The sequence below is a fragment of the Blastomonas fulva genome (genome assembly GCF_003431825.1).
Lineage (GTDB): Bacteria > Pseudomonadota > Alphaproteobacteria > Sphingomonadales > Sphingomonadaceae > Blastomonas > Blastomonas fulva.
Window position 1 is genome coordinate 261904 of the sequence record NZ_CP020083.1, and the last position, 25298, is coordinate 287201.

At 62.0% G+C, this 25298-nt stretch carries 23 protein-coding genes and 1 pseudogene; 15 read left to right on the forward strand and 9 right to left on the reverse strand.

Annotation, left to right across the window (positions count from 1 at the left end):
* Positions 1-11 precede the first annotated feature (11 nt).
* The 4 genes from B5J99_RS01275 (at position 12) to B5J99_RS01290 (ending at position 5721) form a co-directional block, all read left to right on the forward strand.
* Entirely contained in the window at positions 12-3164 is a 3153-nt protein-coding gene (locus tag B5J99_RS01275) for an efflux RND transporter permease subunit (protein WP_117351220.1), read from the forward strand.
* A 1-nt stretch (position 3165) separates the two neighbouring features.
* Positions 3166-3513, forward strand: coding sequence for a DUF3147 family protein (locus B5J99_RS01280; RefSeq protein ID WP_117351221.1), 348 nt, complete (start codon positions 3166-3168; stop codon positions 3511-3513).
* A gap of 155 nt (positions 3514-3668) precedes the next feature.
* On the forward strand, positions 3669-4979 hold the full coding sequence (gene chrA, locus B5J99_RS01285) for a chromate efflux transporter (protein WP_117351222.1): 1311 nt from the start codon (positions 3669-3671) through the stop codon (positions 4977-4979).
* 16 nt (positions 4980-4995) lie between these two features.
* Positions 4996-5721 (forward strand): superoxide dismutase, encoded by a 726-nt coding sequence (locus B5J99_RS01290; protein WP_117351223.1) that lies wholly within the window; start codon positions 4996-4998, stop codon positions 5719-5721.
* Between the two features lie 3 nt (positions 5722-5724).
* Here B5J99_RS01290 and B5J99_RS01295 read toward each other — a convergent pair whose 3' ends face one another.
* From B5J99_RS01295 to B5J99_RS01310, 4 genes are read right to left on the reverse strand one after another with little or no spacing between them, the layout of a single operon-like run.
* The gene (locus tag B5J99_RS01295; protein WP_117351224.1) at positions 5725-6645 is read right to left on the reverse strand and encodes a CopD family protein; all 921 of its coding nucleotides are present in this window, start codon (positions 6643-6645) and stop codon (positions 5725-5727) included.
* Between the two features lie 4 nt (positions 6646-6649).
* On the reverse strand, positions 6650-7039 hold the full coding sequence (copC, locus tag B5J99_RS01300; RefSeq protein ID WP_117353290.1) for a copper homeostasis periplasmic binding protein CopC: 390 nt from the start codon (positions 7037-7039) through the stop codon (positions 6650-6652).
* Between the two features lie 17 nt (positions 7040-7056).
* Positions 7057-8094 (reverse strand): copper resistance protein B, encoded by a 1038-nt coding sequence (locus B5J99_RS01305; RefSeq protein WP_117351225.1) that lies wholly within the window; start codon positions 8092-8094, stop codon positions 7057-7059.
* A complete protein-coding gene (locus B5J99_RS01310; RefSeq protein ID WP_425456421.1) occupies positions 8091-9857 on the reverse strand; it encodes a copper resistance system multicopper oxidase in 1767 nt (588 codons plus the stop codon). Before B5J99_RS01310 ends, B5J99_RS01305 begins: the two co-directional genes overlap by 4 nt.
* A 128-nt stretch (positions 9858-9985) precedes the next feature.
* On the opposite strand from B5J99_RS01310, the gene B5J99_RS01315 reads away from it, so the two are divergent.
* Both B5J99_RS01315 and B5J99_RS01320 read left to right on the forward strand, forming a co-directional pair.
* Positions 9986-10258, forward strand: a complete 273-nt coding sequence (locus tag B5J99_RS01315) for a metal-sensitive transcriptional regulator (RefSeq protein ID WP_117351227.1) — start codon at positions 9986-9988, stop codon at positions 10256-10258.
* Positions 10255-11001 carry a MauE/DoxX family redox-associated membrane protein gene (locus B5J99_RS01320; RefSeq protein WP_162892404.1) on the forward strand — a complete coding sequence of 249 codons (747 nt, stop codon included), beginning with the start codon at positions 10255-10257 and terminating at the stop codon, positions 10999-11001. Before B5J99_RS01315 ends, B5J99_RS01320 begins: the two co-directional genes overlap by 4 nt.
* A 480-nt stretch (positions 11002-11481) precedes the next feature.
* On the opposite strand, the gene B5J99_RS01325 is transcribed toward B5J99_RS01320, so the two are convergent.
* Positions 11482-11706, reverse strand: a complete 225-nt coding sequence (locus B5J99_RS01325; RefSeq protein WP_117351229.1) for a tautomerase family protein — start codon at positions 11704-11706, stop codon at positions 11482-11484.
* An 87-nt stretch (positions 11707-11793) separates the two neighbouring features.
* Between B5J99_RS01325 and B5J99_RS01330 the strand changes: the two genes are divergently transcribed.
* From B5J99_RS01330 to B5J99_RS01340, 3 genes are all read left to right on the forward strand, one after another.
* Positions 11794-13434, forward strand: coding sequence for a winged helix-turn-helix domain-containing tetratricopeptide repeat protein (locus B5J99_RS01330; RefSeq protein ID WP_117351230.1), 1641 nt, complete (start codon positions 11794-11796; stop codon positions 13432-13434).
* Positions 13435-14121: 687 nt separating this feature from the next.
* A complete protein-coding gene (locus B5J99_RS01335; RefSeq protein WP_117351231.1) occupies positions 14122-14460 on the forward strand; it encodes a helix-turn-helix domain-containing protein in 339 nt (112 codons plus the stop codon).
* A complete protein-coding gene (locus B5J99_RS01340) occupies positions 14453-15697 on the forward strand; it encodes a type II toxin-antitoxin system HipA family toxin (RefSeq protein WP_117351232.1) in 1245 nt (414 codons plus the stop codon). Before B5J99_RS01335 ends, B5J99_RS01340 begins: the two co-directional genes overlap by 8 nt.
* Before the next feature lie 132 nt (positions 15698-15829).
* Here the strand turns inward: B5J99_RS01340 and B5J99_RS01345 are convergent, their stop codons facing one another.
* The 3 genes from B5J99_RS01345 to B5J99_RS20025 form a co-directional block, all read right to left on the reverse strand.
* A complete protein-coding gene (locus B5J99_RS01345) occupies positions 15830-16150 on the reverse strand; it encodes a DUF736 domain-containing protein (RefSeq protein WP_069049274.1) in 321 nt (106 codons plus the stop codon).
* Between the two features lie 203 nt (positions 16151-16353).
* A complete protein-coding gene (locus B5J99_RS01350; protein WP_117351233.1) occupies positions 16354-16572 on the reverse strand; it encodes a DUF6961 family protein in 219 nt (72 codons plus the stop codon).
* 78 nt (positions 16573-16650) lie between these two features.
* Positions 16651-17286 carry an excalibur calcium-binding domain-containing protein gene (locus B5J99_RS20025; RefSeq protein ID WP_342768889.1) on the reverse strand — a complete coding sequence of 212 codons (636 nt, stop codon included), beginning with the start codon at positions 17284-17286 and terminating at the stop codon, positions 16651-16653.
* Positions 17287-17634: 348 nt separating this feature from the next.
* Here B5J99_RS20025 and B5J99_RS01365 point away from each other — a divergent pair, with 348 nt between their 5' ends.
* From B5J99_RS01365 to B5J99_RS01390, 6 genes and pseudogenes are all read left to right on the forward strand, one after another.
* Positions 17635-17805 carry a DUF6771 family protein gene (locus B5J99_RS01365; RefSeq protein WP_245991707.1) on the forward strand — a complete coding sequence of 57 codons (171 nt, stop codon included), beginning with the start codon at positions 17635-17637 and terminating at the stop codon, positions 17803-17805.
* A 25-nt stretch (positions 17806-17830) separates the two neighbouring features.
* Complete coding sequence (locus tag B5J99_RS01370) at positions 17831-18136, forward strand: hypothetical protein (RefSeq protein ID WP_245991708.1); 306 nt, start codon at positions 17831-17833, stop codon at positions 18134-18136.
* A 184-nt stretch (positions 18137-18320) separates the two neighbouring features.
* Complete coding sequence (locus B5J99_RS01375) at positions 18321-18980, forward strand: SOS response-associated peptidase (protein WP_117351237.1); 660 nt, start codon at positions 18321-18323, stop codon at positions 18978-18980.
* 314 nt (positions 18981-19294) lie between these two features.
* Positions 19295-20597, forward strand: a pseudogene (locus B5J99_RS01380) (Hsp70 family protein).
* Between the two features lie 223 nt (positions 20598-20820).
* Positions 20821-21738 carry a tyrosine-type recombinase/integrase gene (locus B5J99_RS01385; RefSeq protein WP_054135460.1) on the forward strand — a complete coding sequence of 306 codons (918 nt, stop codon included), beginning with the start codon at positions 20821-20823 and terminating at the stop codon, positions 21736-21738.
* A 4-nt stretch (positions 21739-21742) separates the two neighbouring features.
* Positions 21743-22936, forward strand: a complete 1194-nt coding sequence (locus B5J99_RS01390) for an IS91 family transposase (protein ID WP_054135461.1) — start codon at positions 21743-21745, stop codon at positions 22934-22936.
* Positions 22937-23400: 464 nt separating this feature from the next.
* Here B5J99_RS01390 and B5J99_RS01395 read toward each other — a convergent pair whose 3' ends face one another.
* A complete protein-coding gene (locus B5J99_RS01395; RefSeq protein WP_117351238.1) occupies positions 23401-25266 on the reverse strand; it encodes a GGDEF domain-containing phosphodiesterase in 1866 nt (621 codons plus the stop codon).
* Between the last annotated feature and the right edge of the window lie 32 nt (positions 25267-25298).

Below are 25298 nucleotides of genomic sequence, written 5' to 3' on the forward strand. Positions count from 1 at the left end.
GGATCAACGCCATGCTTGAACGCATTATCCGGCTGTCGATCCGGCAGCGCACTATCATCATGGGGCTTGCCCTGATCCTGGCCGGGATCGGCCTGTGGGCGTTCGGTCGCCTCAAGATCGACGCGGTGCCCGACATCACCAATGTGCAGGTGCAGATCAACACCGCCGCCCCCGGCTTCTCGCCGCTCGAGGCCGAGCAGCGCATAACCTTCCCGGTCGAGACCGCCATCGCCGGGCTGCCGGGGCTATCCTATACACGGTCGGTATCGCGCTATGGCCTCTCGCAGGTCACCGTCGTGTTCGAGGACGGCACGGACATCTACTTTGCCCGTCAGTTGGTCAACGAGCGGCTGCAAACGGTCGCTGGATCACTGCCCGATGGCGTTGAGCCCGCGCTTGGACCGATCGCTACCGGGCTGGGCGAGATCTTCATGTATACAGTCGAGGCACGGCGCGGGGCGGTCAACGAAGACGGCAAGCTTTACACTGCGCAGGATCTTCGGACACTGCATGACTGGGTCGTGAGGCCGCAGCTGCGCACAGTTCCGGGCGTCACCGAGGTCAATTCGGTTGGGGGATACCGCCGGGAATATGTCGTTGCGCCATCGCCTGAACGCCTGTCCGGCTTTGGCCTGACGGTTGGTGACCTTGTCGCCGCGCTGGAGAAGAACAACGCCAATGTCGGCGCTGGCTATATCGAACAATCGGGATCGCAATATCTGATCCGCGTGCCGGGCCAGGCGGCGAACGAACGTGATCTTTCCGGCATCATCGTCGCCTACCGGCAGGGGCTGGCGATCCGGGTCGCCGATGTTGCCGATGTCGAGATAGGGTCCGAACTTCGCAACGGTGCAGCCACCAAGGACGGGCAGGAGGTGGTGCTGGGCACCATCTTCATGCTGGTCGGCGAGAACGCGCGGGATGTCTCGATAGCCGTGGCCGAAAGGCTGGCCGAAGTGAACCAGTCGCTGCCCGGTGGCGTGGTAGTCAACACCGTCTATGACCGGTCGAAGCTGGTCGACGCGACGGTGGGCACGGTCGAGAAGAACCTTGCCGAAGGCGCGCTGCTGGTGATCGTGGTGCTGTTTCTGCTGCTCGGCAATATTCGTGCAGCACTGATAACCGCTGCGGTGATCCCGCTAGCGTTCCTGATGACGATCACCGGCATGGTCGGCACGCGGACATCGGGCAACCTGATGAGCCTTGGCGCCCTCGACTTCGGGCTGATCGTCGATGGCGCGGTGATTATCGTCGAGAACTGTCTGCGCCGGTTCGGCGAGGCGCAGCATCGGTTGGGGCGCTTGCTCGAACGCGAAGAGCGCTTCGACATTGCGGCCTCGGCCAGTGCGGAAGTCATTCGGCCCAGCCTGTTCGGCATCGCGATCATCACCATCGTCTACGTGCCCATCTTCGCGCTCGAAGGGGTGGAGGGCAAGACGTTCCACCCGATGGCGCTCACCGTGGTGCTGGCCCTGACGGCTGCGGCCATCCTGTCGCTGACCTTCGTTCCTGCCGCCGTTGCGCTGTTCGTGCGCGGGCGGGTCGAGGAGAAAGAGAACCGGGTTATGCGCGCGGCGGCCAATGCCTATGCGCCGCTGCTCGATTGGGCGCTGCGGATGCGGGGCGTGGTGATTGCAGGCGCGATCGCGCTGGTCGTCGTCAGCGGTCTGGCGGCAACCCGGCTTGGCTCCGAGTTTATTCCCAATCTCGACGAGGGCGATATAGCGATGCACGCGCTGCGCATTCCGGGCACCAGCCTGACCCAGGCGGTGGCGATGCAATCGGCGCTCGAAAAGCGGATCAAGCAGTTTCCTGAGGTGCAGCAGGTGTTCGCCAAGATCGGCACTGCCGATGTGGCCACCGATGCCGTGCCGCCCTCGGTCGCCGATACCTTCATCATCATGAAGCCGCGCGACCAATGGCCCGATCCGCGCAAGCCCAAGGCGCAGCTTGTCGCCGAGCTGAACGATGCGGTCGAACAGATACCCGGATCGCGCTACGAGTTCATCCAGCCGATCCAGATGCGCTTCAACGAGCTTATCGCTGGCGTCCGCTCGGATGTCGCGATCCGCATTTACGGCGATGATCTGGAAGAGCTGGCGACAGCCGCCGATGCTGTGCTGGGGGTCGTCGGCTCGATCGAAGGGTCCGAGGACGCCCAGGCCGAGCAGGTCACGGGGCTGCCCTTCCTTCAGGTGCTGTCCGACCGCGCCGCACTGGCCCGGCTTGGCTTGAACGTCGCAGATGTTCAGGCGGTGGTCGCGGCGGCCACCGGGGGAACCCCGGCAGGGCAAATCTTCGATGGCGACCGGCGGTTCAACATCGTCGTCCGTCTGCCCGAGACCCTGCGTCAGAACCCCGATGTGCTGGCCCGCCTGCCGATACAGTTGCCGGGTGGTGCAGGATCTGTGCCGTTGTCAGAAGTCGCCGTGATCGAGCGGACGACCGGCCCCAATCAGATTAGCCGGGAGGATGGCAAGCGCCGCGCGGTCGTAACCACCAATGTGCGCGGCCGCGATCTGGGGTCGTTCATCACCGAACTGCAACAGCGGGTAGGTGCCGAGGTCGATCTTCCTGCGGGCTACTGGATCGACTATGGCGGCACCTTTGAGCAATTGCAGTCGGCCAGCACGCGGTTGCAGATCGTCGTGCCGATGGTGCTGGCGCTGATCTTCGGCTTGCTTGTCGCGCTGTTTCGCTCCGCCAGGGACGCCGCCATCGTATTCTCGGGCGTGCCGCTCGCGCTAACCGGGGGAATTGCCGCACTGCTGCTGCGCGATATTCCCTTCTCGATCTCCGCCGGGGTTGGGTTCATCGCCCTGTCGGGCGTTGCGGTGCTCAATGGGGTGGTGATGCTGACCTTCATCAACCAGCTGCGTGCAACAGGGACACCACTGGATGAAGCAATCCGCACCGGCGCACTGACCCGGCTGCGTCCGGTACTGATGACAGCGTTGGTCGCCAGCCTCGGCTTCGTGCCGATGGCGCTCAATGTCGGTCTTGGCTCGGAAGTCCAGCGGCCATTGGCCACCGTGGTCATCGGCGGGATCATCTCATCGACGCTGCTGACGCTGCTTGTGCTGCCGGTGCTTTACCGGCTTGTGCACGGAGGGCGTCCATCAGACGATCACACCCAGCCCGTGCTGGCCACCAAGGGAGAGTGATATGCTGTATCTGGCGATAAAGGCCGGGATCTCCGGTATCCTCGTAGCCATCGCATCCGAGGTCGCGCGGCGTTATCCGGGGTTCGGCGGGATGATCGCATCGCTGCCACTGGTTTCGATCCTAGCGATGATCTGGCTCTATCGCGACACGTCCGATCCGGTGGCCATCGCGCAGCATGCCACCGCGACCTTCTGGTATGTGCTCCCTAGCCTGCCGATGTTTCTGCTGGTCCCGTTCCTGATCGGGAGGGGGATGGGCTTCTGGCCCACCCTTTTGGCGGGCAGTGTGGTCACGGTCCTGCTCTATGTCCTGATGAACCGGGCGCTGATGCATTTCCAGATCGTATAGCAGAGATCATTTCAGTGACTTGACGCAGTCGTCTTGGTGTGGGAGCAGACACACATCGGGATTGAAGCAACCTCCCGGTCAGGCTGTTCAGGCCCAAGCGTTGCCTCTGGTCTGCTTCGTGATGCGAGGCGACAATAAGGGGACCTTGCGTGGCCGTGGACGTATCAACCGATATTCCTGATTTTCGTCAGCTCGTGCGCGTGTTCGCGCGCATTGGCTGCCTGAGCTTTGGTGGCCCTGCCGGCCAGATCGCGCTGATGCATGGTGAAATTGTCGAGAAGCACAAATGGGTCGATGAAGAGCGATATCTCCACGCCCTCAATTTCTGTCATCTGCTTCCCGGCCCTGAAGCGCAGCAACTGGCGACGTGGATCGGATGGCGGCTGCATGGATTAAAGGGCGGGCTTGCCGCAGGGCTACTGTTCGTCATCCCCGGCGCCCTGGTCATGCTGGCTCTCTCATCGCTCTATGCGCTGGCCGCCAACCTCGACTGGTTTGCGGCGCTGTTCCTGGGGATCAAGGCTGCGGTGCTCGCCATTGTTGTGCAAGCGCTGATCCGCATCGGTGGCCGCGCACTCAACACGCGGTTCAAACAGGCACTGGCGGTTACGGCGTTCCTGGCGCTGTTCCTGTTCAACCTCCCGTTCCCGCTGGTGGTGCTGGGTGCAGGAGCGATCGGCATGATCGTTGCGGCTTATCGTCCCGACTGGCTGGCGCTGAGACCGACATCAGGCACAGATGCCTCACCTCGGCCGTCGTTCGCCGTCATGTCGCGCACGGTGCTGCTATGGCTCGCGATCTGGGCGGTGCCCATGGTGCTGGTGCTGGTGATCCTGGGTCAGGATCATGTTCTGTGGGACGTCGGCGTCTTCTTCTCGCAGCTGGCCATCGTCACCTTTGGCGGCGCTTATGCCGTGCTTGCCTATATGGCGCAGGAAGCAGTGCAGACCTACGGCTGGTTGCAGGCGGGTGAGATGGCCGACGGGCTGGGCCTTGCCGAGACGACGCCGGGTCCTCTGATCCTGGTAACGCAACATGTCGGGTTCCTTGCTGCGTTCCGATCGCCTGAGCCGTTTTCGCCGATGGTCGCGGGTATCATTGGAGCTGGCCTCACCACATGGGTAACGTTCGCGCCGTGCTTCCTGTGGATATTCACCTTCGCGCCATGGATCGAACGGTTGCAGCACGCGACACGCCTCAAGGGTGGCCTTGCCGCGCTAACAGCAGCCGTGGTTGGCGTGATCGCCAACCTCTCGGTCTGGTTTGCGCTGCATGTTCTGTTCGCTCGCGTGACCATAGCGGTCGTCGGACCGATGCAGCTCAACGTGCCCGACTGGGCGACATTCGACTGGCGTGCAGGCGTGCTATCGGTGCTGGCGGCTGTCATACTGTTTGCGCTGAAGTGGAGCATCTTTCGCATGCTCGCCGTTCTTGCCGTAGCTGGCCTGGCTCTGGGCAGTCTTTGATCAAGGGAAATGCCATATGACCGAAGTTGACCGCCGCAGCGCCATGGGCATCGTGGGTGTTGGCCTGGCCGCAGCTGCCGCAGGTGCACCTGCATCCGCGCAAGCACCAACCCTCTCGCCTGCCTTTGCGGGCAATCACACGCCCGTGCCGCTGGGCTTCGACCCGGCCAAGCTCACCGGCATGTCCGAAAAGCTCATCCGCTCGCACTACGACAACAACTACATCGGGTCAGTGCGCACGCTGAACATGATTGAGGGTCGGCTGGCGGTGTCGCTGGCGGACAAAGACTTTCCTGCGATCCTCTATGGCGGGCTCAAGAGGGAGGAGCTGCACCGCAGCGGTTCGGTCATCCTGCATGAGCTGTATTTCGGCGCGCTCGGCGGCGATGGTGCCGCGGCGGGAGATGTGCCAAAGGCTATAGCAGCGGCCTTCGGCTCGTTCGCGGCCTGGGACACGGAATTCAGGCGTACTGCGATGTCGCTGGCTGGCGGTTCAGGCTGGTGCGTGCTGGCGTGGAACATCCACACGGCCAGTCTGCACAATTACTGGGCCTGGGATCACATGCACCAGCCTGTCGCAAGCGTGCCGCTGATCGCGCTCGACATGTATGAGCACGCTTACCACATGGATTACGGCATAGCGGCCGCGAAATACATCGATGCGTTCATGGCCAACCTCAACTGGGAAGAGATCAACCGCAGGTATCGGCGTGTTTTGGGAACATATGTCAGTCCGGCTTGAACTTCAGTCGAATGGTGAAGAGAGACCGATGACGGCTGCCAATGAGATCACCCCCAATGCCAGGAGCATTTCGGTGACCAGACTTAATCGGATTGCCGAGATGAGTGGTCTCTGATCGAGCCGCGTGTCGCGATTGCCTGCCAATTGCTGCCTTATCTTGTTCGCATGATAGGCCGCACAGCCGAGCATGAGCGCCACCATCACAATCTTGGCTCCGAGCATCCAGCCATAGGGTGTACGCAGTATCAGATCGAGCTTCTCAAGGCCGAAGATCATCTGCGCATTGATGATACCCGTGAATGCTACAATCCCGACCAGCAGCAGACCAAACGGGCGGAAGCTGTGCATCTCACTGAGCAAGGCATCGTCCATGACGGGGTCATGGCGGCGGTGTGCATCGATAATCTCCGCGGTAAACCGCATGATGGCGCCGATCCACAAGCCCGCGGCTGTGAGATGCAGGCAGTTATTGATCCGATGCACCAGCCCGGCCAAGCCTTCGGTCGCTGCGGCATGACCATTCCATGCAAGTGTCATAAGCGCCAATGCGTATAGCCAGGCGGCGATCGTATGTGATCGCCTGACCGGTCGGACCAGCATCAGCGAGACCGCAGCTGCCCCGGTCAGCGCCGTTCTTGCCAGAAACGCAGTACCCATGTCGGTAGTCACGACCAGCGAAGCGGTCGTCGTCCAGTCGAGATCCCACAAGGCTTGGCCCATCATTTCCGCGATGGCGACCAGCATGACGGCGGCCACAATCAATGGCGCGACCACCGCGGCGATGAGCGTAGCCGGCCCGGTCGCAAGCGGGGTAGCAGCCAGGCTTCGCAGCCCAAACAACCGAAAAGTCAAGGATCCGAACAGGCCAAGCAGCACCGAATACTGGGCGAATCGTAGCGCCGGGAACAACCAGTCGGCGGTCATCGGATCAGCTGACAGTGAAGCTGATCGCGCCCTTCATCCGGTGCCCGTCCGCGCCTGCCGCCTGCCAGCGCACGTCGTATGTACCCGCGCGCAGCGGTTGGCGCAGCATGAGGGTCAGCGTCTTGTTGCCGTCGGACCAGCTGGTGGTGAAATTGCGGATCACCATCTCGCCGTGGTACTTCACCCCCGGCATCGCGGTCATAACGACGCTGGTTGCGACCGTTGGCGGCAGCAAGGCTTCACTGAAGGTGAGCTTGATCAGCTTCGGCTTGGCGACGGTCGCACCCTGCGCAGGCGTGGACGCGACGACCTTGGTGTGGGCCATCACAATGGTCGGCATGGCGAGGGTTGCCAGACCGGCGGCGGCATAAGCGAAAAGAAAGCGCAGGCGCATAATGTTTTCCTTCATGTTCAGAACCACAGACGGATGCCGACGACATAATTGGTGACGCTGGCGTCCTCGCCTGCGGCCCGTGCGAAATCGGCGCTGCCGCCGGCGCGCCAGTTCTGTTCGATGCCGATATACGGCGCGATCTCGCGGATGATCTCGTAGCGCAGCCGGACACCGACCTCGAAGCTGTCGATCCCTGCACCGATGCCCAGTTGCGGCACATCCTGCGCCGAGAGGTTGAGTTCGGCGCGCGGCTGGATGATCAGCCGCTGGGTGATGCGCTGGTCGAGCTCGGCCTCGAGCCGCGCGGTCAGGTCGCCGCGATGCGACAGGAACAGCGCCCCGTCGGCCTCGAACATGTACGGCACCAGCCCCTGGATGCCGACCACCGCATAAGTGGTGTCGGACCCGGCAAAATCCTGACGGATGCCCGCCTGCAGATCGAAGAACGGGGCGATCGCGCGCGAGTACAATGCCTGGACCTCGAGCTCCTCGATGCGTTGGCCGAAGCTGCCTTCGCCCTCGCTCTTGAACCAGAAACGGCTGGTCGGTCCGCCATAATAGCCCTGCAGATCCCACAGATAGCCATCGGCACCATCGCGCATCTGCAGTTCGGCGCGATCGGCCTGGAACCAGAACAGGTTGTAGTCGCCGTGCGTCTTCTGGAGATCCGCCCGCGAGGCGCGCATCGCATCTGCGCCCCAGATGGCGTCGGCCGCGCGCGGGGGACCGGCGCCGGCTTCGGGCGGCGGCGGGGTTTCCATATCGGGACCAGGTGATGGCGGGGCATCGGCGCCGGTACCGTGATCCATCGTGCTGTGGTCCATCGTACCATGATCCATGGTGCTGTGGTCCATGCCGTCCATCGCTTCGGGTTCAGCTGCTGGCTGATAGGTAGCAGGCATAGTATGCCCGGCATGCGGGTTGGCGGTTTGCGGAGCGGGCATCTGGTGCCCGGCATGCGGATCGGGCTGAGCCTGATGCGCGCTGTGATCCTGCGCCGCCAAGGGCGCAGCGAAGGTCACCAGTGCCAGCGCGGCCAGTGTCATGCGCGTCAAGACGCCGCCTCCGGCCCGACAACCGTGACCGTCTGCATCATCCCGCCGTGCATGTGGTAGAGCAGATGGCAGTGGAAGGCCCAGTCGCCCGGCTCGTTGGCGGTGAGGTCGAACTGCGCGCTCGCGCCGGGCTGGACGATCATCGTATTCTTGCGCGGTTGCAGCGCGGCGGGCTGGCCGTTGACCATCTCGAAGAACATGCCGTGCAGATGGATCGGGTGCGCCATCATCGTGTTGTTGATCAGCTTGACCCGCACCCGTTCGTTCCAGGCGAAACGGATCGGCACGTCGCTCACCGCCGAATACATCCGCCCGTCGAACGACCACATATAGCGTTCCATATTGCCGGTGAGGTGCAGTTCGAGCAGCCGCGACGGCTCGCGCGCATCTGGATTGGTATCGCGCGCGACCAGCATCCGGTAGTTGAGCACCCGGTGCGCGACATCGCGCAGGCCAAGCCCGGGGTCACCCATCTTGTCGACCGGTGCCATCGCGACCATGTCGATCCCCGGCCCGATCGCCACGTCGGGTGGCAGCAGCGACGTGTCGCGCATCTTCATGCCGTCCATGCTCATGCTGGCGGAGGTGTCATTGCCGGTTTCGGGCGTGGCGCCGTGGTTCATCGAACCATGATCCATGTTCCCATGACCCATGGTCCCATGATCCATTCCGCCATGGTCCATTCCGCCGTCGCCGTGGTTCATCCCCATGTCGGCCATGGTCAGCAGCGGCGGATCGCGCAGCGCGGGAACATCGGCGCGCAGACCCGGCGCGCTGGCCAAAGTCGCCAGCGCCATGCCCGATCGGTCGATCGATTCGGCAACGATGCTGCAGGCAGGCGCCGAGCCCGGCTCGACGATCACGTCATAGGTTTCGGCCGCACCGATCTGCAGCTCGTCGACCTCGACCGGGCGAACCGGCTGGCCGTCGGTGGCGATCACGCTCATCGGGAGGCCCGGAATCCGGACGTTGAAGAAGCTTTGCGCCGCGCCATTGATGATCCGCAGCCGGACACGCTCTCCGGGCTTGAACAGATATTCCATGCCCTCGGTCGGCCCGCGCCCGTTGGCGAGGAAGGTGTAGGTCCTGCCGCCGATGTCGGCGATGTCGGTGGGCATCATCCGCATCTGCGCCCACATCCGGCGTTCCTCGGCGGACATCGGATAATCGTCGGTCCACGTGTTTTGCTGGCGGTTGAAATAGCCCTCGCCGGTGCGCAGCCGGTTCATGATGAAATGCGGGTCGAGCGTGGTGAAATCGCTGATCAGCAAGATGTAGTCGCGATCGACCGCAATCGGCTCGCCGCCGCGCGGTTCGATGATCATTGGGCCGTAGTGACCCGATTGTTCCTGCAGCCCCGAATGGCTGTGATACCAATAGGTCCCCGCCTGGCGGATCGGGAACTCGTAAGTGAAGGTCTCTCCGGGCTTGATCCCCGGGAAGCTGATTCCCGGCACGCCGTCGTACTGGAACGGCAGCAGCAGCCCGTGCCAGTGCACCGAACTGTCGACGGTCAGGTTGTTGGTGACGTTAAGGCGCACCTCCTGTCCTTCGGTCAGCCGGATGAGCGGGCCGGGAACGCTGCCGTTGACAGCGATGCCGGGGCCGCGGCGGCCCTGAACGATGCGGTGGCCGCTGCCGATCGACAGATCGATCACCGGCCCGCGCACCTCGTCGAAGCCCGCCGGGATCAGCGGGCCGCCGCGGCTATGGCCGCCGCCGTGCATGCTGTGCCCCTGCGCCCATGCGGGTACCGCCAACATGGATGCGCCGACGCCAATGCCCGCCAGAAGTGACCGCCTCGAAAATTCCTGCTGCATGACCCTTGCCTATCCTTTTGCAAGGTCATACTATACCCCCCTATGGTATATCAAGCGCAAAAGGAAAACCCATGGCCAAGGATAAATCCGCGATCCTGAATCGACTGCGCCGGATCGAGGGCCAGGTGCGCGGCGTTTCGCAGATGGTGGCAGATGATCGTTACTGCATCGATATCCTGCATCAAGTTCAGGCGATCAAAGCTGCGTTATCCCGGGCCGAAAGCGAGATCCTCAAGGATCATGCTGCCTGCTGCGTGTCTGAAGCGATTGCGTCGGGCGACGCCGCTGAACAGAAGACAAAGTTCAATGAACTGATCGACCTGTTCGAGAAGGTGAAACGATGACTTGTACCAAGACGGCCGTTCTCCATCGTATGGTGATGGAAAAGCACATCTGCCCTTATGGGCTGAAGAGCAAATACCTGCTCGAGCAGGCCGGTTTTACTGTCGACGATCGCTGGCTGACGTCGCGTGAACAGACCGATGCCTTCAAGGCTCAGCATGGCGTCAAAACCACGCCGCAGACCTTCATTGAAGGTGTACGGATCGGTGGCAACGATGACCTGCGCCGGCACCTGGGCAAGTCAGTCAAGGACCCCGATGCTGTCAGCTACGTTCCGGTATTGGCCATTTTTGCGATGGCCGCACTGATGGCGCTGGCGATCAGCTGGGTATCGACGGGGACGCTGCTGACCATCCGCACCGGCGAGACATTCATCGCGGTTGCGATGTGTCTTCTGGCCGTCCCCAAGCTGCAGGATGTCGATGCGTTCGCCACGATGTTCATGGGCTATGACCTGCTTGCTCGCCGATGGGTGCCTTATGCCTACATCTATCCGTATGCCGAGGCGCTCGCCGGCATATTGATGCTCGCCCGCGCGCTCGACTGGATCGCCATCCCGACCGCCTTGTTCATTGGCGGCATCGGAGCAGTCTCGGTGTATTATGCGGTCTATATCCAGAAGCGCGATATCAAATGCGCCTGCGTCGGCGGCAGCTCGCGGGTGCCGCTGGGGTTCGTCTCGCTGACCGAAAATGTGATGATGGTCGCCATGGCGATCTGGATGCTGGTCGGCCATCGCCTATGAGCAGGCCTGAGGCTGCACGGGTCGCATCGATGCCATCGAAACCCTTCGTCGCACGCGATGAGAACAATCAGCGCTGATAAAAAGGCTTGGCGGCGTGCATGCGTTTGGCTAGCGTTGGCCGCTGGCGAAGTCCGATCCGCACCGCTGCGGGCAATGCGCCTTACAGGAGTCTGTCATGTTCAAGATTGCGAAGATCGCCACGGTCAGCCTGATATTGTCATCCAGTGCAGCATTTGCCGCGGCGCCTGGACCTGTCGCCCAATTGGTAGCAGCCGGTTGCTGCGCGATCGGCGCATGCTGCGGCCTTGGCTTGGGATGCTGCAACTGACGATCCGGCCCATCTACAGGCCTATGACGGGCACTGGCGCGATCACGCCAGTGCCGCAGGATGACAATACCAATCGGCGTCCATGCGCCGCTACCGCTTCGACCAGTCCCGCTCCGGTCCCAATCTCAATGGCATAACGACTCCGTTCTGCGTCACGACGGCGCAGCAATCGTCATGGCCTGAACATCGGCTGCGCTCAGGCACTGTCCGCCTATTGCCCAGTTGCCCTGCTCGATCTCGACGATACGGACCCAGGTGACCGGGCGAAGGGCCTCGCCCTCCACTGCGACCATCGCATCGGTAACTTTTTCGATCAACGCGGTCTTCTGGTCGCTGGTGAACACATCCCTGATCACCTCGATTGTAACAAGCGGCATCGGCGGTCTCCTCGATTCGGGTTCAGAAGCGGTGGCTTCCTACCCAAGGGAAGTACCCTTTCGACATCGACCAAGCTTGACGGCGGCATGAATATCCATGAGCATTTCCTGACATTTTCACAGGAAGGTCCTGCTTTGCCGGAATCGGATCAGATCTTCCGTTTCGAAGGGTTCGAACTGGATTGCGCCTGCTTTGAACTCCGAAGGCATAGCGAACACGTCCATGTGCCGGCGCAAATCCTCTCACTGCTGCTGCTCCTGGTCACAAACAGCGGGCGGCTCGTGGAGAAGGACGAAATTATCGATGCTGTCTGGGGCGGACGCGTGGTTTCAGAATCGGCGGTCGCGGCCGCGATCAAGACGCTGCGAAAACTGATTGGTGACGATGGCAGTCGCCAACGATTGGTCCGGACGATCCACGGCAAAGGTTTCCGCTTTGTGGGAGACGTTCAGGTGGTTGCGCGCATATCTGCCCCGCCCCTCGCCACCGCGATGACGGCCTCCCGCCAGATCATTGAGCCCGGCTGCGAGAGCGCAAAGAATGGAAAGCCTTCGATCGCGGTGCTACCGTTCGTGCTCGACGGCGTCCCAGCTCCGTATGATATCATCGCCGATGCGCTGCCGGCAGACATCATCATGGATCTGTCGCGGCTGGCTTGGCTGTTCGTCATAGCGCGCGGATCGAGCTTCCGGTTTCGGGGCGCTGACGCGGACCCGATTGCCGTGGGGCAAGCACTTGGCACCCGCTATTGCCTTACGGGCGCGGTGGAACTGCAGGGGCATCAGATCAAGGTGGCTATTGCGCTAGTCGATAGCCAGGATGGACAGACCATCTGGGCTGAGGTCTTCCGCGGCCCAATCAACGACCTGCAGCAGATGCGTCCAGACATCGAGGCTCAGGTGGTGGCGGCACTGGAGATCCACATTCCTCGCAATGAAGTCCGAATGGCCCGCTCAAGACCAGCCGCCGAGCTCGACGCATGGTCAAGTTATCACCTCGGGCTCGATCACATGTACCGCTTCACCCAGTTAAACAACGCCCGCGCAGCACAACTGTTCGAGCAATCCCTGATCCTCGACCCTCATTTTTCGCGGGCCTTGAGTGGGCTTTCATTCACCCATTTCCAAAGCACGTTTCTCGGTTTTTCACGCGATCCGGTGGCAGAGATGGAAGCTGCCAGCTTGCTGGCCCTTCGCGCGGTGGAAGCCGACCGACTGGATCCTTTCGCCTGTTTCAGCGTCGGCCGCAGCCTGTGGCTTGAGGGCCGGCTGGAACAATCGATCGCATGGTTCGACCGATCAACGGACCTGAGCCCGAATTTTGCGCAAGGAATTTACAACCGGGGTCTGGTCGGGACGATGGTCGGAGATGTCGAGCGGGCCGACATCGACCTGGCGCTGGCCCTCGAACTCAGCCCGCTCGATCCCTTGGCATACGCCATGGTCGCAAGTCAGGCCCTGATCGAAGTCCAGCGCAATGATTTCGAGAAAGCAGCCAAGCTCGGTAACCGAGCTGCACTAATGACCGGAGCGCATCAGCACATCAAGCTGATTGCAGCATTCACGGCGCAGCTCGCCGGGCGAAAGTCCGAAGCGCTTTATTGGCTGCAACGCGCCAGAGCCACGGACCCGAGAATTAGTTCTGCTGCCTTTTTTCGTTCATTCCCCTTCAGCTTGACACACGGCCGCGAGACGATTGAGAAGAGCCTGAGGGATCTAGGAGTTTGATAGCCCGCCAAGGGCTGCGGATTGCCCGTACAGGGCACATAGGAAGGCCTGGTGAGCACGCGCCACGAACGTTGGTCAGACCGACTTACTTTCCACCGCTATGCAGAATGTGGCAGCCTTTCGATTTCGCGCGCAGGATACCGCTATCACTAGATGACCCCGTTGCTCTGTTTGTTGGAGCTAACGTCGCCGTGTCAGGACTGGCTGGCATTAGTGGAACCGGTCGTTCCCGGTGTAGCCAGCCAATGGCAGAAATTTCCCAGACCCGGACCTTCATCAACACGCGGCGTGGCCCGAATAAGCCGCAAGGTTTGGTCGCCTCGGACGACAGGAAGCGGAGCGATTTTCTACAGTGTGGCTGCTCGGCAGCTCTGGTTCCGCATTTGAAGGGCCGTCCGCCTGTCCAGTTCAGAGCGCAGGAAGCGGGAAAGCCGACATCCGGGTCTACCCATTAACCTGTTGGCAGCTACCGAATTTACTGTTGGTCCCTACATGAACTCTGTCTCTAATGGAGCGCACGACATCTGGGCAATGGAGTGCCATGATCGGTTAGCGCTGGATGCACTGACTGCGGGAACATGCAAGACTCCCCAAAGATCACACCATCGTTCGGTTCCCAACTTTATTCTTGAGTTAGTGAACACATCCTATTACGCAAAACGTATATAACGGAAAGCGATGTTTCCAATGCCTAGTCCCCACATGCCCTCAATCGCGGTACGACGCGCGCTCGCCAAATTGGGTGCTGACCTGCGCGAGGCCAGACTGCGCCGCAGCCTGCCTGCTGACGTGGTTGCCAGTCGCGCGTTTACCACGCGTCCGACGCTTCGGCGCATTGAAGCTGGCGATCCCGGAGTTGGCATGGGCATTTACGCCGCCGTCCTGCAGGCTATGGGTATGCTCGACGGCCTCGGCGCGCTCGCCGATCCAGCCAGCGACAAGACTGGCCAGCTCCTGACGGCAGAAGCCCTGCCCGAGCGTGCGCGGATCAAGCGTCGCAAGGCGAGCGCGCCCGACAATGGCTGACGTTGAAGTCCATATCGCACTTGCCCAATCCACCCGTCGAGTCGGCACGCTTTACGCCCCCGGGCGTGGTGGCGACCGCGCCCCTGTCGTATTTGAATATCACCCTGACTGGCTCGGCGATGTCGAGGCTTTTTCACTCGAGCCGGCACTTCAGCTTGGCCGCGGTGCTTATGCCCCGCCCGCTGGCCTCTATGGCTCGATCGGAGATTCTGCACCTGACACCTGGGGACGGAGGCTCATGCAACGCGCCGAGCGCAAGCGAGCGGACCGCGAAGGACGAAATCCGCGCACATTGACTGAGCTCGATTATCTGCTCGGGGTTTCAGACCGCGCGCGCCTCGGCGCCTTGCGCTTTCGCGATGCGGGGGACGGCCCCTTTCTCGCCGAGCAGGGTGCGGGGGTGCCCGGTCTTGTGGATCTTGGTAATCTGCTCGCCGTTACGGAAAGGATCGAGCGCGACGAGGAAAGCGAAGAGGATCTGCGCATGATCTTCGCTCCCGGCTCGTCGCTGGGCGGAGCGCGACCCAAGGCCTCCGTGCTCGACCAGCATGGAGCCTTATCGATCGCCAAGTTCGCCAAGGAGACCGATGACTATCGCATCGAGCTGTGGGAAGCGATCGCTCTCGACCTTGCAAGGCAAGCCGGGATCGCGGTGGCCGACTTTGCACTTCACGAGGTGGTCGGAAAGCCCGTCCTCATCTCGCGCCGGTTCGATCGCGACGGCGAGCGCCGCATCCCGTTTGTGTCGGCGCTGTCGATGATGGGCATCAGAGATGGCGAGCGCGCCAGCTATCCTGAACTCGTCGACGTGCTGACCCGCTATGGTGCAAATGCGGCGGCTGACGCGGCCGAGCTCTACCGGCGAATGATCTTCAATGTCCTTGTCTCCAATGTCGATGATCATGGCCGCAATCATGGGTTCCTCTGGCAGGACCGCGCTGGCTGGGTCTTGTCGCCGGCCTATGATCTCAATCCAGTGCCGACCGACCTGAAGGCGCGGGTTTTGTCGACCAACATCTCGCTCGATGAGGCAACTTGCGATCTGGGGCTTGCCCTCTCGGTCGCGGAATATTTCGGGCTGAAAGCCGCTCAGGCGAAAGAAATTGTCAGCCAGGTCGCACTGGTGGTGCGCAACTGGGCCAGGGTCGCGGAGCAGAATGGCGCGCGGCCACCGGAGATCAAGCGCATGGCCAGTGCATTCGAGCATGATGATCTGGCCAAAGCGCTGGCGCTCTGAATTCAAAGCCATTGTTTATACTGCGGATTGAAACCTGAATTCCTGCCCCGAGTTTGCAAGATAGGGATCCCTCTCCGGGGAGAAGCTCCTTGAGAAAACAGACCCCGCCAGCCGGCGGGGTCTGCAGGAAGTTCAGCTAGGCGGGTTCCAGATGATGACTTTCTTCATCGGATCGTCACCGGGTGCATTGGCGATGTTGCCGTAGATGGTGCCGAACTCGGGGGCCGAGAGCGACACCGACACATATTCCGCGCCGGTGTTCTGCGAAAAGCGCTTCCAGCCGGCGCCGAGCTCGAAGCCGTTCTTGCGCGAGACGATGCGATAATCGGGTTCGCTGTCCTTGGCCTTGCGGCCGTTGGGGATGATGGCGATCGGCGCGGTAACGTTGAGGGTGGCAAGCGTGCCTTCGAAGCTGTCGTCTGCCTTGACGGTGAGGTTTGCAATTGTTGCCATGATAAGTCTCCTTCGGTTGCTCGGGGACCATCCCCGATGACGCCAAAAGGAGGGTGCGGCTGCCGCCGTCACCGAGCGGAACGCGAGGGCGAACCCCGAATGGGGTTGACGGCCAAGGCAAGCAGGGCCCTCAAAAAGGCGGAAGACATGGTGTGGTCCAGGGCAAGAGGGTGACCAATGGCGCCAACTGCTAACCACAAAGTTCAGTTGAACGCAGCTTCCTCAATCGCAACCTTGCTCGGCGCATCGCCGCGCCGCAACCGGTCTAGCCGCACCGCAATGGCCTGCCACATAGCAACTCCGTCCGTATCGCCTCCGTCCGCAAGCGTTCCGATACGTTCGGCGACATGGAGAGGTGCGCCTGTGCCATAGCGCTTTTCGACTGCGAACGCGCAGGCCCACAGGTGCTGCTCGTCAGTCACTAAGGGCGACCATAGCAAACCGGAACGAGCTCCGGACGGTCCGTGAGGGAAAGCACCCTTCAGGCTCTGCCGATCGCGTCATTCGCAGCCGACCCCGTCCCCATCGCGGTCCAGATGGCGCCCGTAGCCGGGTGAACCAATTCGTACCGGCGCTGCTCCGGCAGCGCGGGCTGCTGCACAATTGGCAAAATAGACATCGCCGGAGAGGCGCTGCGGTCGCGCAGCTGGCGCGGCGCTTCGGGATGCACCGCCATGGCAATGCCTGCCGCCGTTCTTGCGATCGTTATGGCATCCGTCCGCAGCAAGGCCACCGGGATGGGCCAGGCCGATCGCCGGCACCACGGCTATCTGGACGATGGCGAACCGAAGGAGGAGATGCACCAGCCTTTTTCCCATGGGCACAGCATGCCACGCGCGCTGGCGCTGTGCCAGTTCAATCGCAGCGGTGACCAGCCCAATACTTGTCCCAGAGCGCGGCATAGCCATCGCGAACCATGGCACAGGACAGGTCGCCTGAACGCGGTGACACGCAAAAAGCAGCCGTACGATTGCCCCCGGCCCCTCCCTTCGAGGTGCAGCGCATGGCAGGGCCCCGCACCAGGACATGACCGGTTGCATTGGTGCCTGCGGGCTCACCGACAAGCGACACGAGATGATCACGGGATGCAACCGGCTCGGCCTCCGGGCAGGGATGGCCAGGACTGCAACTGCCATCCATTTCGCGTGCGGCTATGCCCGACAGCCGAATACGCGGTCCCTCTGCGCACCAGATCGGCCCATCGCCATCCCAGACCGCGGTTGGCGTGCAGACAAAACTCTGGCCGGAAGGGATGGCCGAGAGGAGAAAAAGGGTGATCGACATTCTTCTGCGCTAACGCAACTGCCCCGTAAGGTGCAAGCCGAAGCCCCTTGGTTCGCAATCGCGCCCCCCTTCCTGAGCCGACGGCTCAGGGCGTACCTGCCCAACATGATGACCGCCTGGGGCACACCCAGGCAAACCGCCTTGCATAAATGTTCTATTTTTGTTCTTATCGCACCATGACCCGATTCGACATTCAAGACATGGCCAGCGCGATTCTCGCTGCCCCCGGCTGGGCGCGCGTTGGCATAACCGCGCCTGCCCGCCATATTCGCGACGATGCCGCGCAGGAGCTGGCGCGGTCGGTGGCCGAGGCGCTGATGGATGGGCAACAGGGGCCTGAAAAGGACGAGCAGCCCGAACTCGGTCTGTGAGATGGGTGGCTGGACACGTGACGGCATGCGCATTGCGACCTGCCTGTTCGAGGCGGCTGCCTGGCATTACGCGGTTCGCCCGGTCTGCCGCTGCGGGCACAGCGCGACATTTAATCCGCATGGCCTTTGGTGGCATTTTCACAAGAGATCGTGGGACGATCGGCTCAAGCCTGCCCGCGAGCATTTCTGGTGCCGCAGCTGCAGCCTGCCGCAACGCAAGCGGGTGCGCCCGGTCTGCCTGGATCTGGTCCGCCAGAGCGCAGGTGATATCGAGCTTGCCTTTCCGCCCGAGTGCGAATGGAAGCGCGCGATAAGCCGGTTTCGCAGCTGAACCCTGTCTCCACTGCCGATGAGCACAAGCTCCCCCCTCGCCACCCTGAGCCTGTCGCCTGTGAAGACAGCAAATGGTGCGGCTGGACATTCGCGACCTGGTGCCCGAACATTGGTGCAAGACGGTCCGCTCCCGGCATTGATGCCGGGGCGGCGAGTCTGGCTGTGCACCGGGAGGCTAGTCGATGTGCAATCTTGTGACGCTGAAGACGTCGATCGCGGAAGTTGCCCAGACTTTTTTCGCCCGGATTGGCGGGAACACAAATGCTAGCTCTGGCGATGTCTATCCCGGATATCAGGGGTTCGTTATCCGGGAAGAGAACGAAGAGCGGTTGCTTGAGGCCATGACATGGGGCTTTCCGCGACATTCGGTAAACCGCAAGACAGGCAAGCCCAACAAGCCGAACCCGGTCAACAATGCGCGCGACGACAAGCTGATGTCAGCCCACGGCATGTGGAAGAAGTGGTTCACGGACACGCAATACCGCTGCCTCATCCCGTTCACGGCCTTTGCCGAGGCCGAAGGCGAGACAGGACGGATGACAAAGACCTGGATCAGCGTTGCCGATCAGCCGCTTGCCGCCTGGGCAGGTCTTTGGCGACCGAGCGACGAATGGGGCGACTGCTATACCGGTGTGATGGTCGATGCGACCAGGGAGCTGTGGCACATCCATGACAGGATGCCGGTGATCCTGGAGGCTGACGAGCATGATCGCTGGCTGCATGCGCCAGCAGCAGAAGCGATGGCGATGCTGCGCCAGTATCCTGCAGACCGGCTGCGTGTCGATCAGACCAGCGAGCCTTGGTCGAGCCGCCGCACCGCCGACACGCCGCTGCTTCTCTGACCTGAAAGAGGAAGTTGACGACATGCCTCGCGACTGGCCCAGCCCCAATGACAAACCCGTGTCCCGCTGGGAGTTCTGGATCCTCGCAGTCTTGACAGCGGCGGGTCCGGCAGGCCTGCTGCTATGGCTGTTCAGCTGAACGGGCTGTGCCCTCTCCGGCATGCACCAGAGACCTGCCCCCTCCCGAGCCAGGCGCGATACCTGCCCTGCGAGCCGCCCGGCCAGGCAAGCCATGCTTGCCCGTTTCCGGGGGCTGTGCAAATGCCCTCGCCCGCCCAAACCAGGCTGGAATGAACAGGACACGAGGACAGGTCATGACCGACAGTCTGACGGCAGAAGCAGTCGGCCTCGATTTTGGCACGACGAACACCGTTGTAGCCCTGGGCGATGCAGATGGTGACACGCGGCTGGTTCAGTTCGGGCCAGACGGAGCGTCGAGCGCCGAATTCAGGTCGGCTTTGCGCTTCTGGGAAAACGAGCGGGCCTGGCGCGGTGTCGCACACGAGGCAGGGCCATGGGCGATAGAGGAATATCTGCAGTCCCCGCTCGACTGCCGGTTCATCCAGTCTTTCAAAAGCGTGGCAGCAAGCCCGCTGTTCGAGCGGACGCTGATCTATAACCGGCCGTATGGCTTCGAAGAGCTTGGCCGCACCTTTCTGCAGCATCTGGTCAGCCATGCGGGCGATGCCCTGAAGCCCCTGCCAGACAGGATCATCATCGGCAGACCTGTTGAATACGCAGGCGCGCGAGCTGATGCGCAGCTGGCCCGCCAGCGCTACAACCTGATGTTCGAGGCGTTCGGCACCGAACTCATCTATGTTTATGAACCCCTGGGCGCGGCGCACAGTTATGCCACCCGGCTCGACAGGCCAGCGACCATCCTGGTGGCGGATTTTGGTGGCGGCACGCCCGACTTCTCGGTGGTTAGCATTGCAGAGCCGGACGCACCTCAGCGCTGCACACCGCTGGCTCAAGCGGGGATTGCGATTGCCGGAGACCAGTTCGACTATCGCATTATCGACCAGCTGGTGCTGCCGCTACTGGGCAAGGGCGGCCATTACAGATCGTTCGGTAAGGTGCTCGATATTCCGGGAGGGTATTTCACAGATTTCGGCAACTGGTCGAGACTTGCGCTGATGCGCAGCCGCAAGACGCTCGACGAACTGCGCAGACTACAGCGTGACGCCATCGACCCGGAACAGATCGGCAGGATGATCGCCCTGATCGAGAATGAGCAGGGCTTTGCGCTCTATGATGCCGTCGGCCAGCTCAAGCGCGCCCTATCCGAAAACGACAAAGCAAAGTTTGCATTCACCGGAGGCGGCATCGAAATATCGGCCGATGTCCGAGCGCAGCCGCTTCGAACAGTGGATCGCAACTGACCTCAAGCGCATCGAAGCTGCGATGGACAGCACACTCAAAAATGCAGGCGTCACAACCAGCGACATTGACAGGATCTTCCTGACCGGAGGATCATCGCTGATCCCTGCCATCCACAAATTGTTCGAGCGAAAGTTCGGTCAGGAACGGATTGCTACAGGCGACGAGTTGACATCCATTGCCCATGGCCTCGCCCTCATCGGCCTTGAGAATGATCCAGTCCAATGGGCGGCGTAACAATGCGCGCTATTCTTGCCCGGAGCACGAGGCATGGACCTGCCGCTGGAAGTGGAAAAAGGGTTTGTACCGTTGTCCAGTTCGGGCGTCGGCTACCGACCCAGTGCACGAACCCGCTTCGCGGGAGAGTCGCTTGGGGTGACGTAGCGTAGTATTGTTGAGGCTTTGAGAGCGGCGAAGTCGCTTGTGAGGGTGGAGTTCCTTCAACGGAAAGGAACGCACCATGGATACCATCACTACCGCTGCCCCGAACAATGCCTTGCGCGAGCGTATGTTGCAGGACATGACGATGCGTAGCTTTGGGGAGCACACGCAGAAGGACTATATCCGGCACGTCCGGTCATTTGCCGCGTTTCTCGGCCGACCACCCGATACGGCCACGATCGAAGACCTCCGGCGCTATCAGATCGCTCAGCATGAGCGTGCCATCAGTCCAGCAACCATCAACGGGGCTGTATCGGCATTGCGTTTCCTGTTCGGTATAACCCTCAAGCGGCCGGAGATGGCACTGGGACTTGTTGTCGTTCGCTGCACACCCAAGCTGCGCGAGGTTCTGAGCGTCGAGGAGGCTGCGCGGCTGATCGAGGCTGCACCGGGCATCAAGTACAAGGCAGCGTTCGGCGTGGCCTATGGCGCGGGTCTGCGCGTGTCCGAGATTGCCCACCTGAAGGTTGACGATATCGACAGCACGCGCATGCTGATCCGGGTCGAGCAGGGCAAGGGGCGCAAGGATCGTAACGCCATGCTCTCGCCGCATCTGCTGGATCTGCTTCGGCAATGGTGGCGTGAAGGCAAGCGGCGCGGGGTCATGTTACCGCACGGCTGGTTATTCCCGGGGCGCAGTTGCACCGACCCGATCTCGGCACGCCAGTTGCACCGCGCCGTGCATGAGGCGGCTGAGTTCGCCGGGATCCGCAAACGCGTGAGCCCGCATACCCTGCGCCACAGCTTTGCCACTCACCTGCTCGAGCAGGATGTCGACATCCGCGTGATCCAGGTCCTGCTTGGGCACACCAAGATCGGTACCACCGCCATCTACACCAAGGTATCGACCAGGACGATGCAGGCGGTGGCGAGCCCGCTCGACCGCATCTTCAGCCTGATGGAAGGCCCCAAGCGAACGGCATCGCCGCCCGGTTGAACCGGTGCGCACCTCGATCGAGGTCGCCGACATCTTGCGGAGTGCCGGGCCCGCGTATCGCGCAGCCCATGCCGGCCATCTGAGCCTCGGCCAGCTCAAGGTCATGACGGCGATCGAGACCTGCCGCACCGCAGCCCTTGGCGGTCACGTCGAGGCCTGCGACGACTGCGGGCACTGGCGGATCGCCTACAACTCCTGCCGCAACCGGCATTGCCCCAAGTGCCAGGGTGCGGCGGCGCGCACCTGGCTGGCCGCGCGCGAGGCCGATCTGCTGCCCGTGGGATACTTCCACGTCGTGTTCACGCTGCCGGCCGAGGTCGCGGATATCGCGTGGCAGAACAAGGCGGTGGTCTATGACCTGCTGTTCCGCGCGGCTGCGGACACGATGCTGACCATCGCCGCCGATCCCAGGCACCTCGGCGCGCGCGTCGGCATCACCGCCGTATTGCATACGTGGGGATCGGCACTGACCCATCACCCGCATGTGCACATGATCGTGCCCGGCGGGGGTATCACGCCAGACGGCAAGCGGTGGGTCTCGTCGCGCCCGGCGTTCCTTCTACCAGTGCGTGTGCTGGGCGCATTGTTCCGCCGGCTGTTCCTCACCCGGCTGCTGGCATTGTACGATGCCGGCAAGCTGGCCTTCTTCAACACCTTGGCGGGCCTCGCGACACGCAAGGTCTTCCTCCGGCATCTGTCGCCGATCCGGAAGAAGCGCTGGGTGGTCTACGCCAAACCGCCTTTTGCCGGGCCGCAGGCGGTGCTGGCCTATCTCTCGCGCTACACCCACCGCGTCGCCATCTCGAACCAGCGGCTCCTTGCCTTCGACGATGCCAGCGTGACGTTCCGTTACAAGGATTACCGTCGCAGCGGGGCTGAACGCCAGCAGGTCATGACGCTGGCGACGGACGAGTTCATCCGCCGCTTCCTGATCCACGTCCTGCCGCGCGGCTTCCATCGCATCCGGCATTACGGCCTGCTCGCCAGTTCGACGCACAAGGACGCCATGGCGCTCGCCCGCAGTCTCCTGGGGGGCGCTGCGCCGGTCGAGGAGCCCGAACCGGAAGAACCGCCCGACCATCGCCCGCCATGCCCATGCTGCGGCGGGCACATGACCATCATCGAGACCTTTGCCCGTTGCTACCAACCGCGTGCACCGCCACCCCCAGTATCCTCGGCCCGGAGACACGCGCCATGATCCGGCATGGCTCGCCCTGCACGACGGTCGGACCCATGGTGTCCCGACCGATGACCCAGCGCGTGCCCATCCCGGATTTAAGCCGGGCGCAGGGCACACTGGCCAGCAAAACCAACGCCGCTAGCAGTCTGACACCGCACAAAATCACGTTGATCAGGCCAACAGCGACACCGCCGGATCGGCTGCGCTTACCCGCAAAAACCATCCCAAAGCCGCTTTACCCATAGACCTGCGCGCGGGGCCCGCGGGTTCCTGCACTGGAGGCTTTCGTACGCAAGCGCCCGAAACCCTTCACAACTTACGCCGTTCAGCGTAAAGGTTGCTGACGACTGCCTTTCCCGACAGCAGACGTTCCCAGTACGTGCGATCGGCCTACACCAAATTTGGATCGTGGCATGTTTGCGAAGCCGATGCGGTCAAACGTAATGGCTGGCGTACCATGATCCCGGACGACCTGCCTTGCCCTATGCACAATTGTCACCGAGCACATCCAGAAGGCGACCCCGTAGAGATTTTTCATGCGACACTGCGTGATCTCCAAGGAATACGTCAAAAGCGCTGGCATCCATCGGCTGCGAAAAAAAATAGCCTTGTCCCACCGAACAGCCGAGCGATCGCATGAGGCCGAGCTCGGCTTCTGTTTCGATCCCTTCCGCAACGACGCGGATATCCAGCGCCTCGCCCAGCTTGATGATGCTCTCGATAATCACTTGCTTGGCCGGGCTGTCCACCACGTCGCGCACGAAACTCCGATCGATCTTGACCTCGGCCAGAGGAAATCGTTCCAGATACCGCAGATTCGAGTATCCGGTACCGAAGTCGTCGATAGAGATTTCAACACCCAAGCCGTGCAGGTCGCGAAATACGCGCAAGACGTCCGCAGGCTCGGGCATCATGAGACTTTCGGTGAGCTCAAGGGTCAGCCATTCAGGACGACAGCCGGTATCGGCGAGCACTTGCTTGACAAACGCTACCATGTCCCTGCGGGTGAATTCCAGCACCGACACATTGCACGAAAAACGTATCGGTGTGCGTCGTCCGTCGTTGACTCGCGTTGCCTGCTTAGCAACCATTCGCAGTGCCCATGCTCCGATGTCCAGGATCACGCCTGTCTCCTCGGCAACGCCGATGAACCGACTTGGGGACTGCAGCCCGAACACGCCATGGTTCCATCGAAGCAAGGCCTCGGCACCAACAATGTTTCCAGAAAGTAGATCCACCTGAGGCTGATAATGCAACTGCAGTTCCTCATTCGGAATTGCAGCCTGCAGATCATTTGCCAACCGGATGCGATTGGAGGCGTCGCGTTCGTCTACCGCAGCAAAGCGATGCGGCGGGTGTGACGCCAGCGCTTTGGATCGCTGCAAGGCTGCGGCGGCCTGGCGAACGAGCTGAAGTGGATCCGACCCGATCGATCCGACCGTGTAGCCTGCAGCGAATTGGGCCGTCAGTGCCGCGCCGGGTAGAATGAAGCGGGGCTGCAACAGGTTCAGAACATCATCGACCATATTTGCGGCGCGATTGACATCGCCGAGCTCGAAGGCGAGCGTGAAGCTGTTTGTGCCCACGCGCGCCAAGGCAACCGACGGCAACGTTGCGAGGCGCCCGGCGACCGCTCGCAAGAGCGCATCACCGATATCATAGCCGAAGCCATTGTTGACATCGTGAAACCGCATGATGTCGAGCTTGAGCAGTAGCACGGCGGATTCTGCGGGCACGCTGATCAGCGCCAGCCGGTCGAGCAGGCCGTAGCGGTCGAGCAGACCGGTCAGGCGATCGATGCCTGAGGCGTAGGTGACATCGCGGATCAGGCCGACGCAGTGGGTGATCTGCCCGGATGCATCCCGATGCGGCACCAGACGCAGCGCATTACGGAACATCGTGCCGTCGCGCTTGTAGTTGCGTAGCGTCACAGAACAGGCGCGGCCTTCTGTCAGGGCAGCGCGGATTTCAGCGATTTCGGGCTGCAGGCGGTCGCTGCCTTGAAGATAGCGGCAATTCTTGCCAATGGCCTCAGCTGCGGCATAGCCGGTAATCGCTTCAAACGCGGCGTTGACCTTGACGATGGGGTGCCCACGCTGACGCATGTCCGCGACCACCACGCCATCACCGACGTGGTCCAGGGCCAACCCATATGCAGCCAAAATGGAGTCGGAATCGTCCGATGGCGGATCCAGGCAGTCCCATTGCTTGGGCCTGAATCCAAAATTGCCTTGTGGCGGGCCCTTGCCGTCGTTTCTGTCATGCGCCATGGCGCGTCCAGGGATCGCCAGTGATGCCATCGAGCACTTCGGTCCGGGTGATCTTTGCGCAAAAAACAGCGCGGTCATTTCGCATTGTCTGGCCTCCAGGTTCGACAATG

Coding starts and splice junctions, on each gene's coding strand:
- B5J99_RS01275 (WP_117351220.1), top strand. CDS start 12: ATGCTTGAACGCATTATCCGGCTGTCGATCCGGCAGCGCACTATCATC.
- B5J99_RS01280 (WP_117351221.1), top strand. CDS start 3,166: ATGCTGTATCTGGCGATAAAGGCCGGGATCTCCGGTATCCTCGTAGCC.
- B5J99_RS01290 (WP_117351223.1), top strand. CDS start 4,996: ATGACCGAAGTTGACCGCCGCAGCGCCATGGGCATCGTGGGTGTTGGC.
- B5J99_RS01295 (WP_117351224.1), bottom strand. CDS start 6,645: ATGACCGCCGACTGGTTGTTCCCGGCGCTACGATTCGCCCAGTATTCG.
- copC (WP_117353290.1), bottom strand. CDS start 7,039: ATGCGCCTGCGCTTTCTTTTCGCTTATGCCGCCGCCGGTCTGGCAACC.
- B5J99_RS01310 (WP_425456421.1), bottom strand. CDS start 9,857: ATGTTGGCGGTACCCGCATGGGCGCAGGGGCACAGCATGCACGGCGGC.
- B5J99_RS01315 (WP_117351227.1), top strand. CDS start 9,986: ATGGCCAAGGATAAATCCGCGATCCTGAATCGACTGCGCCGGATCGAG.
- B5J99_RS01320 (WP_162892404.1), top strand. CDS start 10,255: ATGACTTGTACCAAGACGGCCGTTCTCCATCGTATGGTGATGGAAAAG.
- B5J99_RS01325 (WP_117351229.1), bottom strand. CDS start 11,706: ATGCCGCTTGTTACAATCGAGGTGATCAGGGATGTGTTCACCAGCGAC.
- B5J99_RS01330 (WP_117351230.1), top strand. CDS start 11,794: ATGAATATCCATGAGCATTTCCTGACATTTTCACAGGAAGGTCCTGCT.
- B5J99_RS01335 (WP_117351231.1), top strand. CDS start 14,122: ATGCCTAGTCCCCACATGCCCTCAATCGCGGTACGACGCGCGCTCGCC.
- B5J99_RS01340 (WP_117351232.1), top strand. CDS start 14,453: ATGGCTGACGTTGAAGTCCATATCGCACTTGCCCAATCCACCCGTCGA.
- B5J99_RS01345 (WP_069049274.1), bottom strand. CDS start 16,150: ATGGCAACAATTGCAAACCTCACCGTCAAGGCAGACGACAGCTTCGAA.
- B5J99_RS20025 (WP_342768889.1), bottom strand. CDS start 17,286: ATGGCAGTTGCAGTCCTGGCCATCCCTGCCCGGAGGCCGAGCCGGTTG.
- B5J99_RS01365 (WP_245991707.1), top strand. CDS start 17,635: ATGGCCAGCGCGATTCTCGCTGCCCCCGGCTGGGCGCGCGTTGGCATA.
- B5J99_RS01370 (WP_245991708.1), top strand. CDS start 17,831: ATGCGCATTGCGACCTGCCTGTTCGAGGCGGCTGCCTGGCATTACGCG.
- B5J99_RS01375 (WP_117351237.1), top strand. CDS start 18,321: ATGTGCAATCTTGTGACGCTGAAGACGTCGATCGCGGAAGTTGCCCAG.
- B5J99_RS01385 (WP_054135460.1), top strand. CDS start 20,821: ATGGATACCATCACTACCGCTGCCCCGAACAATGCCTTGCGCGAGCGT.
- B5J99_RS01395 (WP_117351238.1), bottom strand. CDS start 25,266: ATGACCGCGCTGTTTTTTGCGCAAAGATCACCCGGACCGAAGTGCTCG.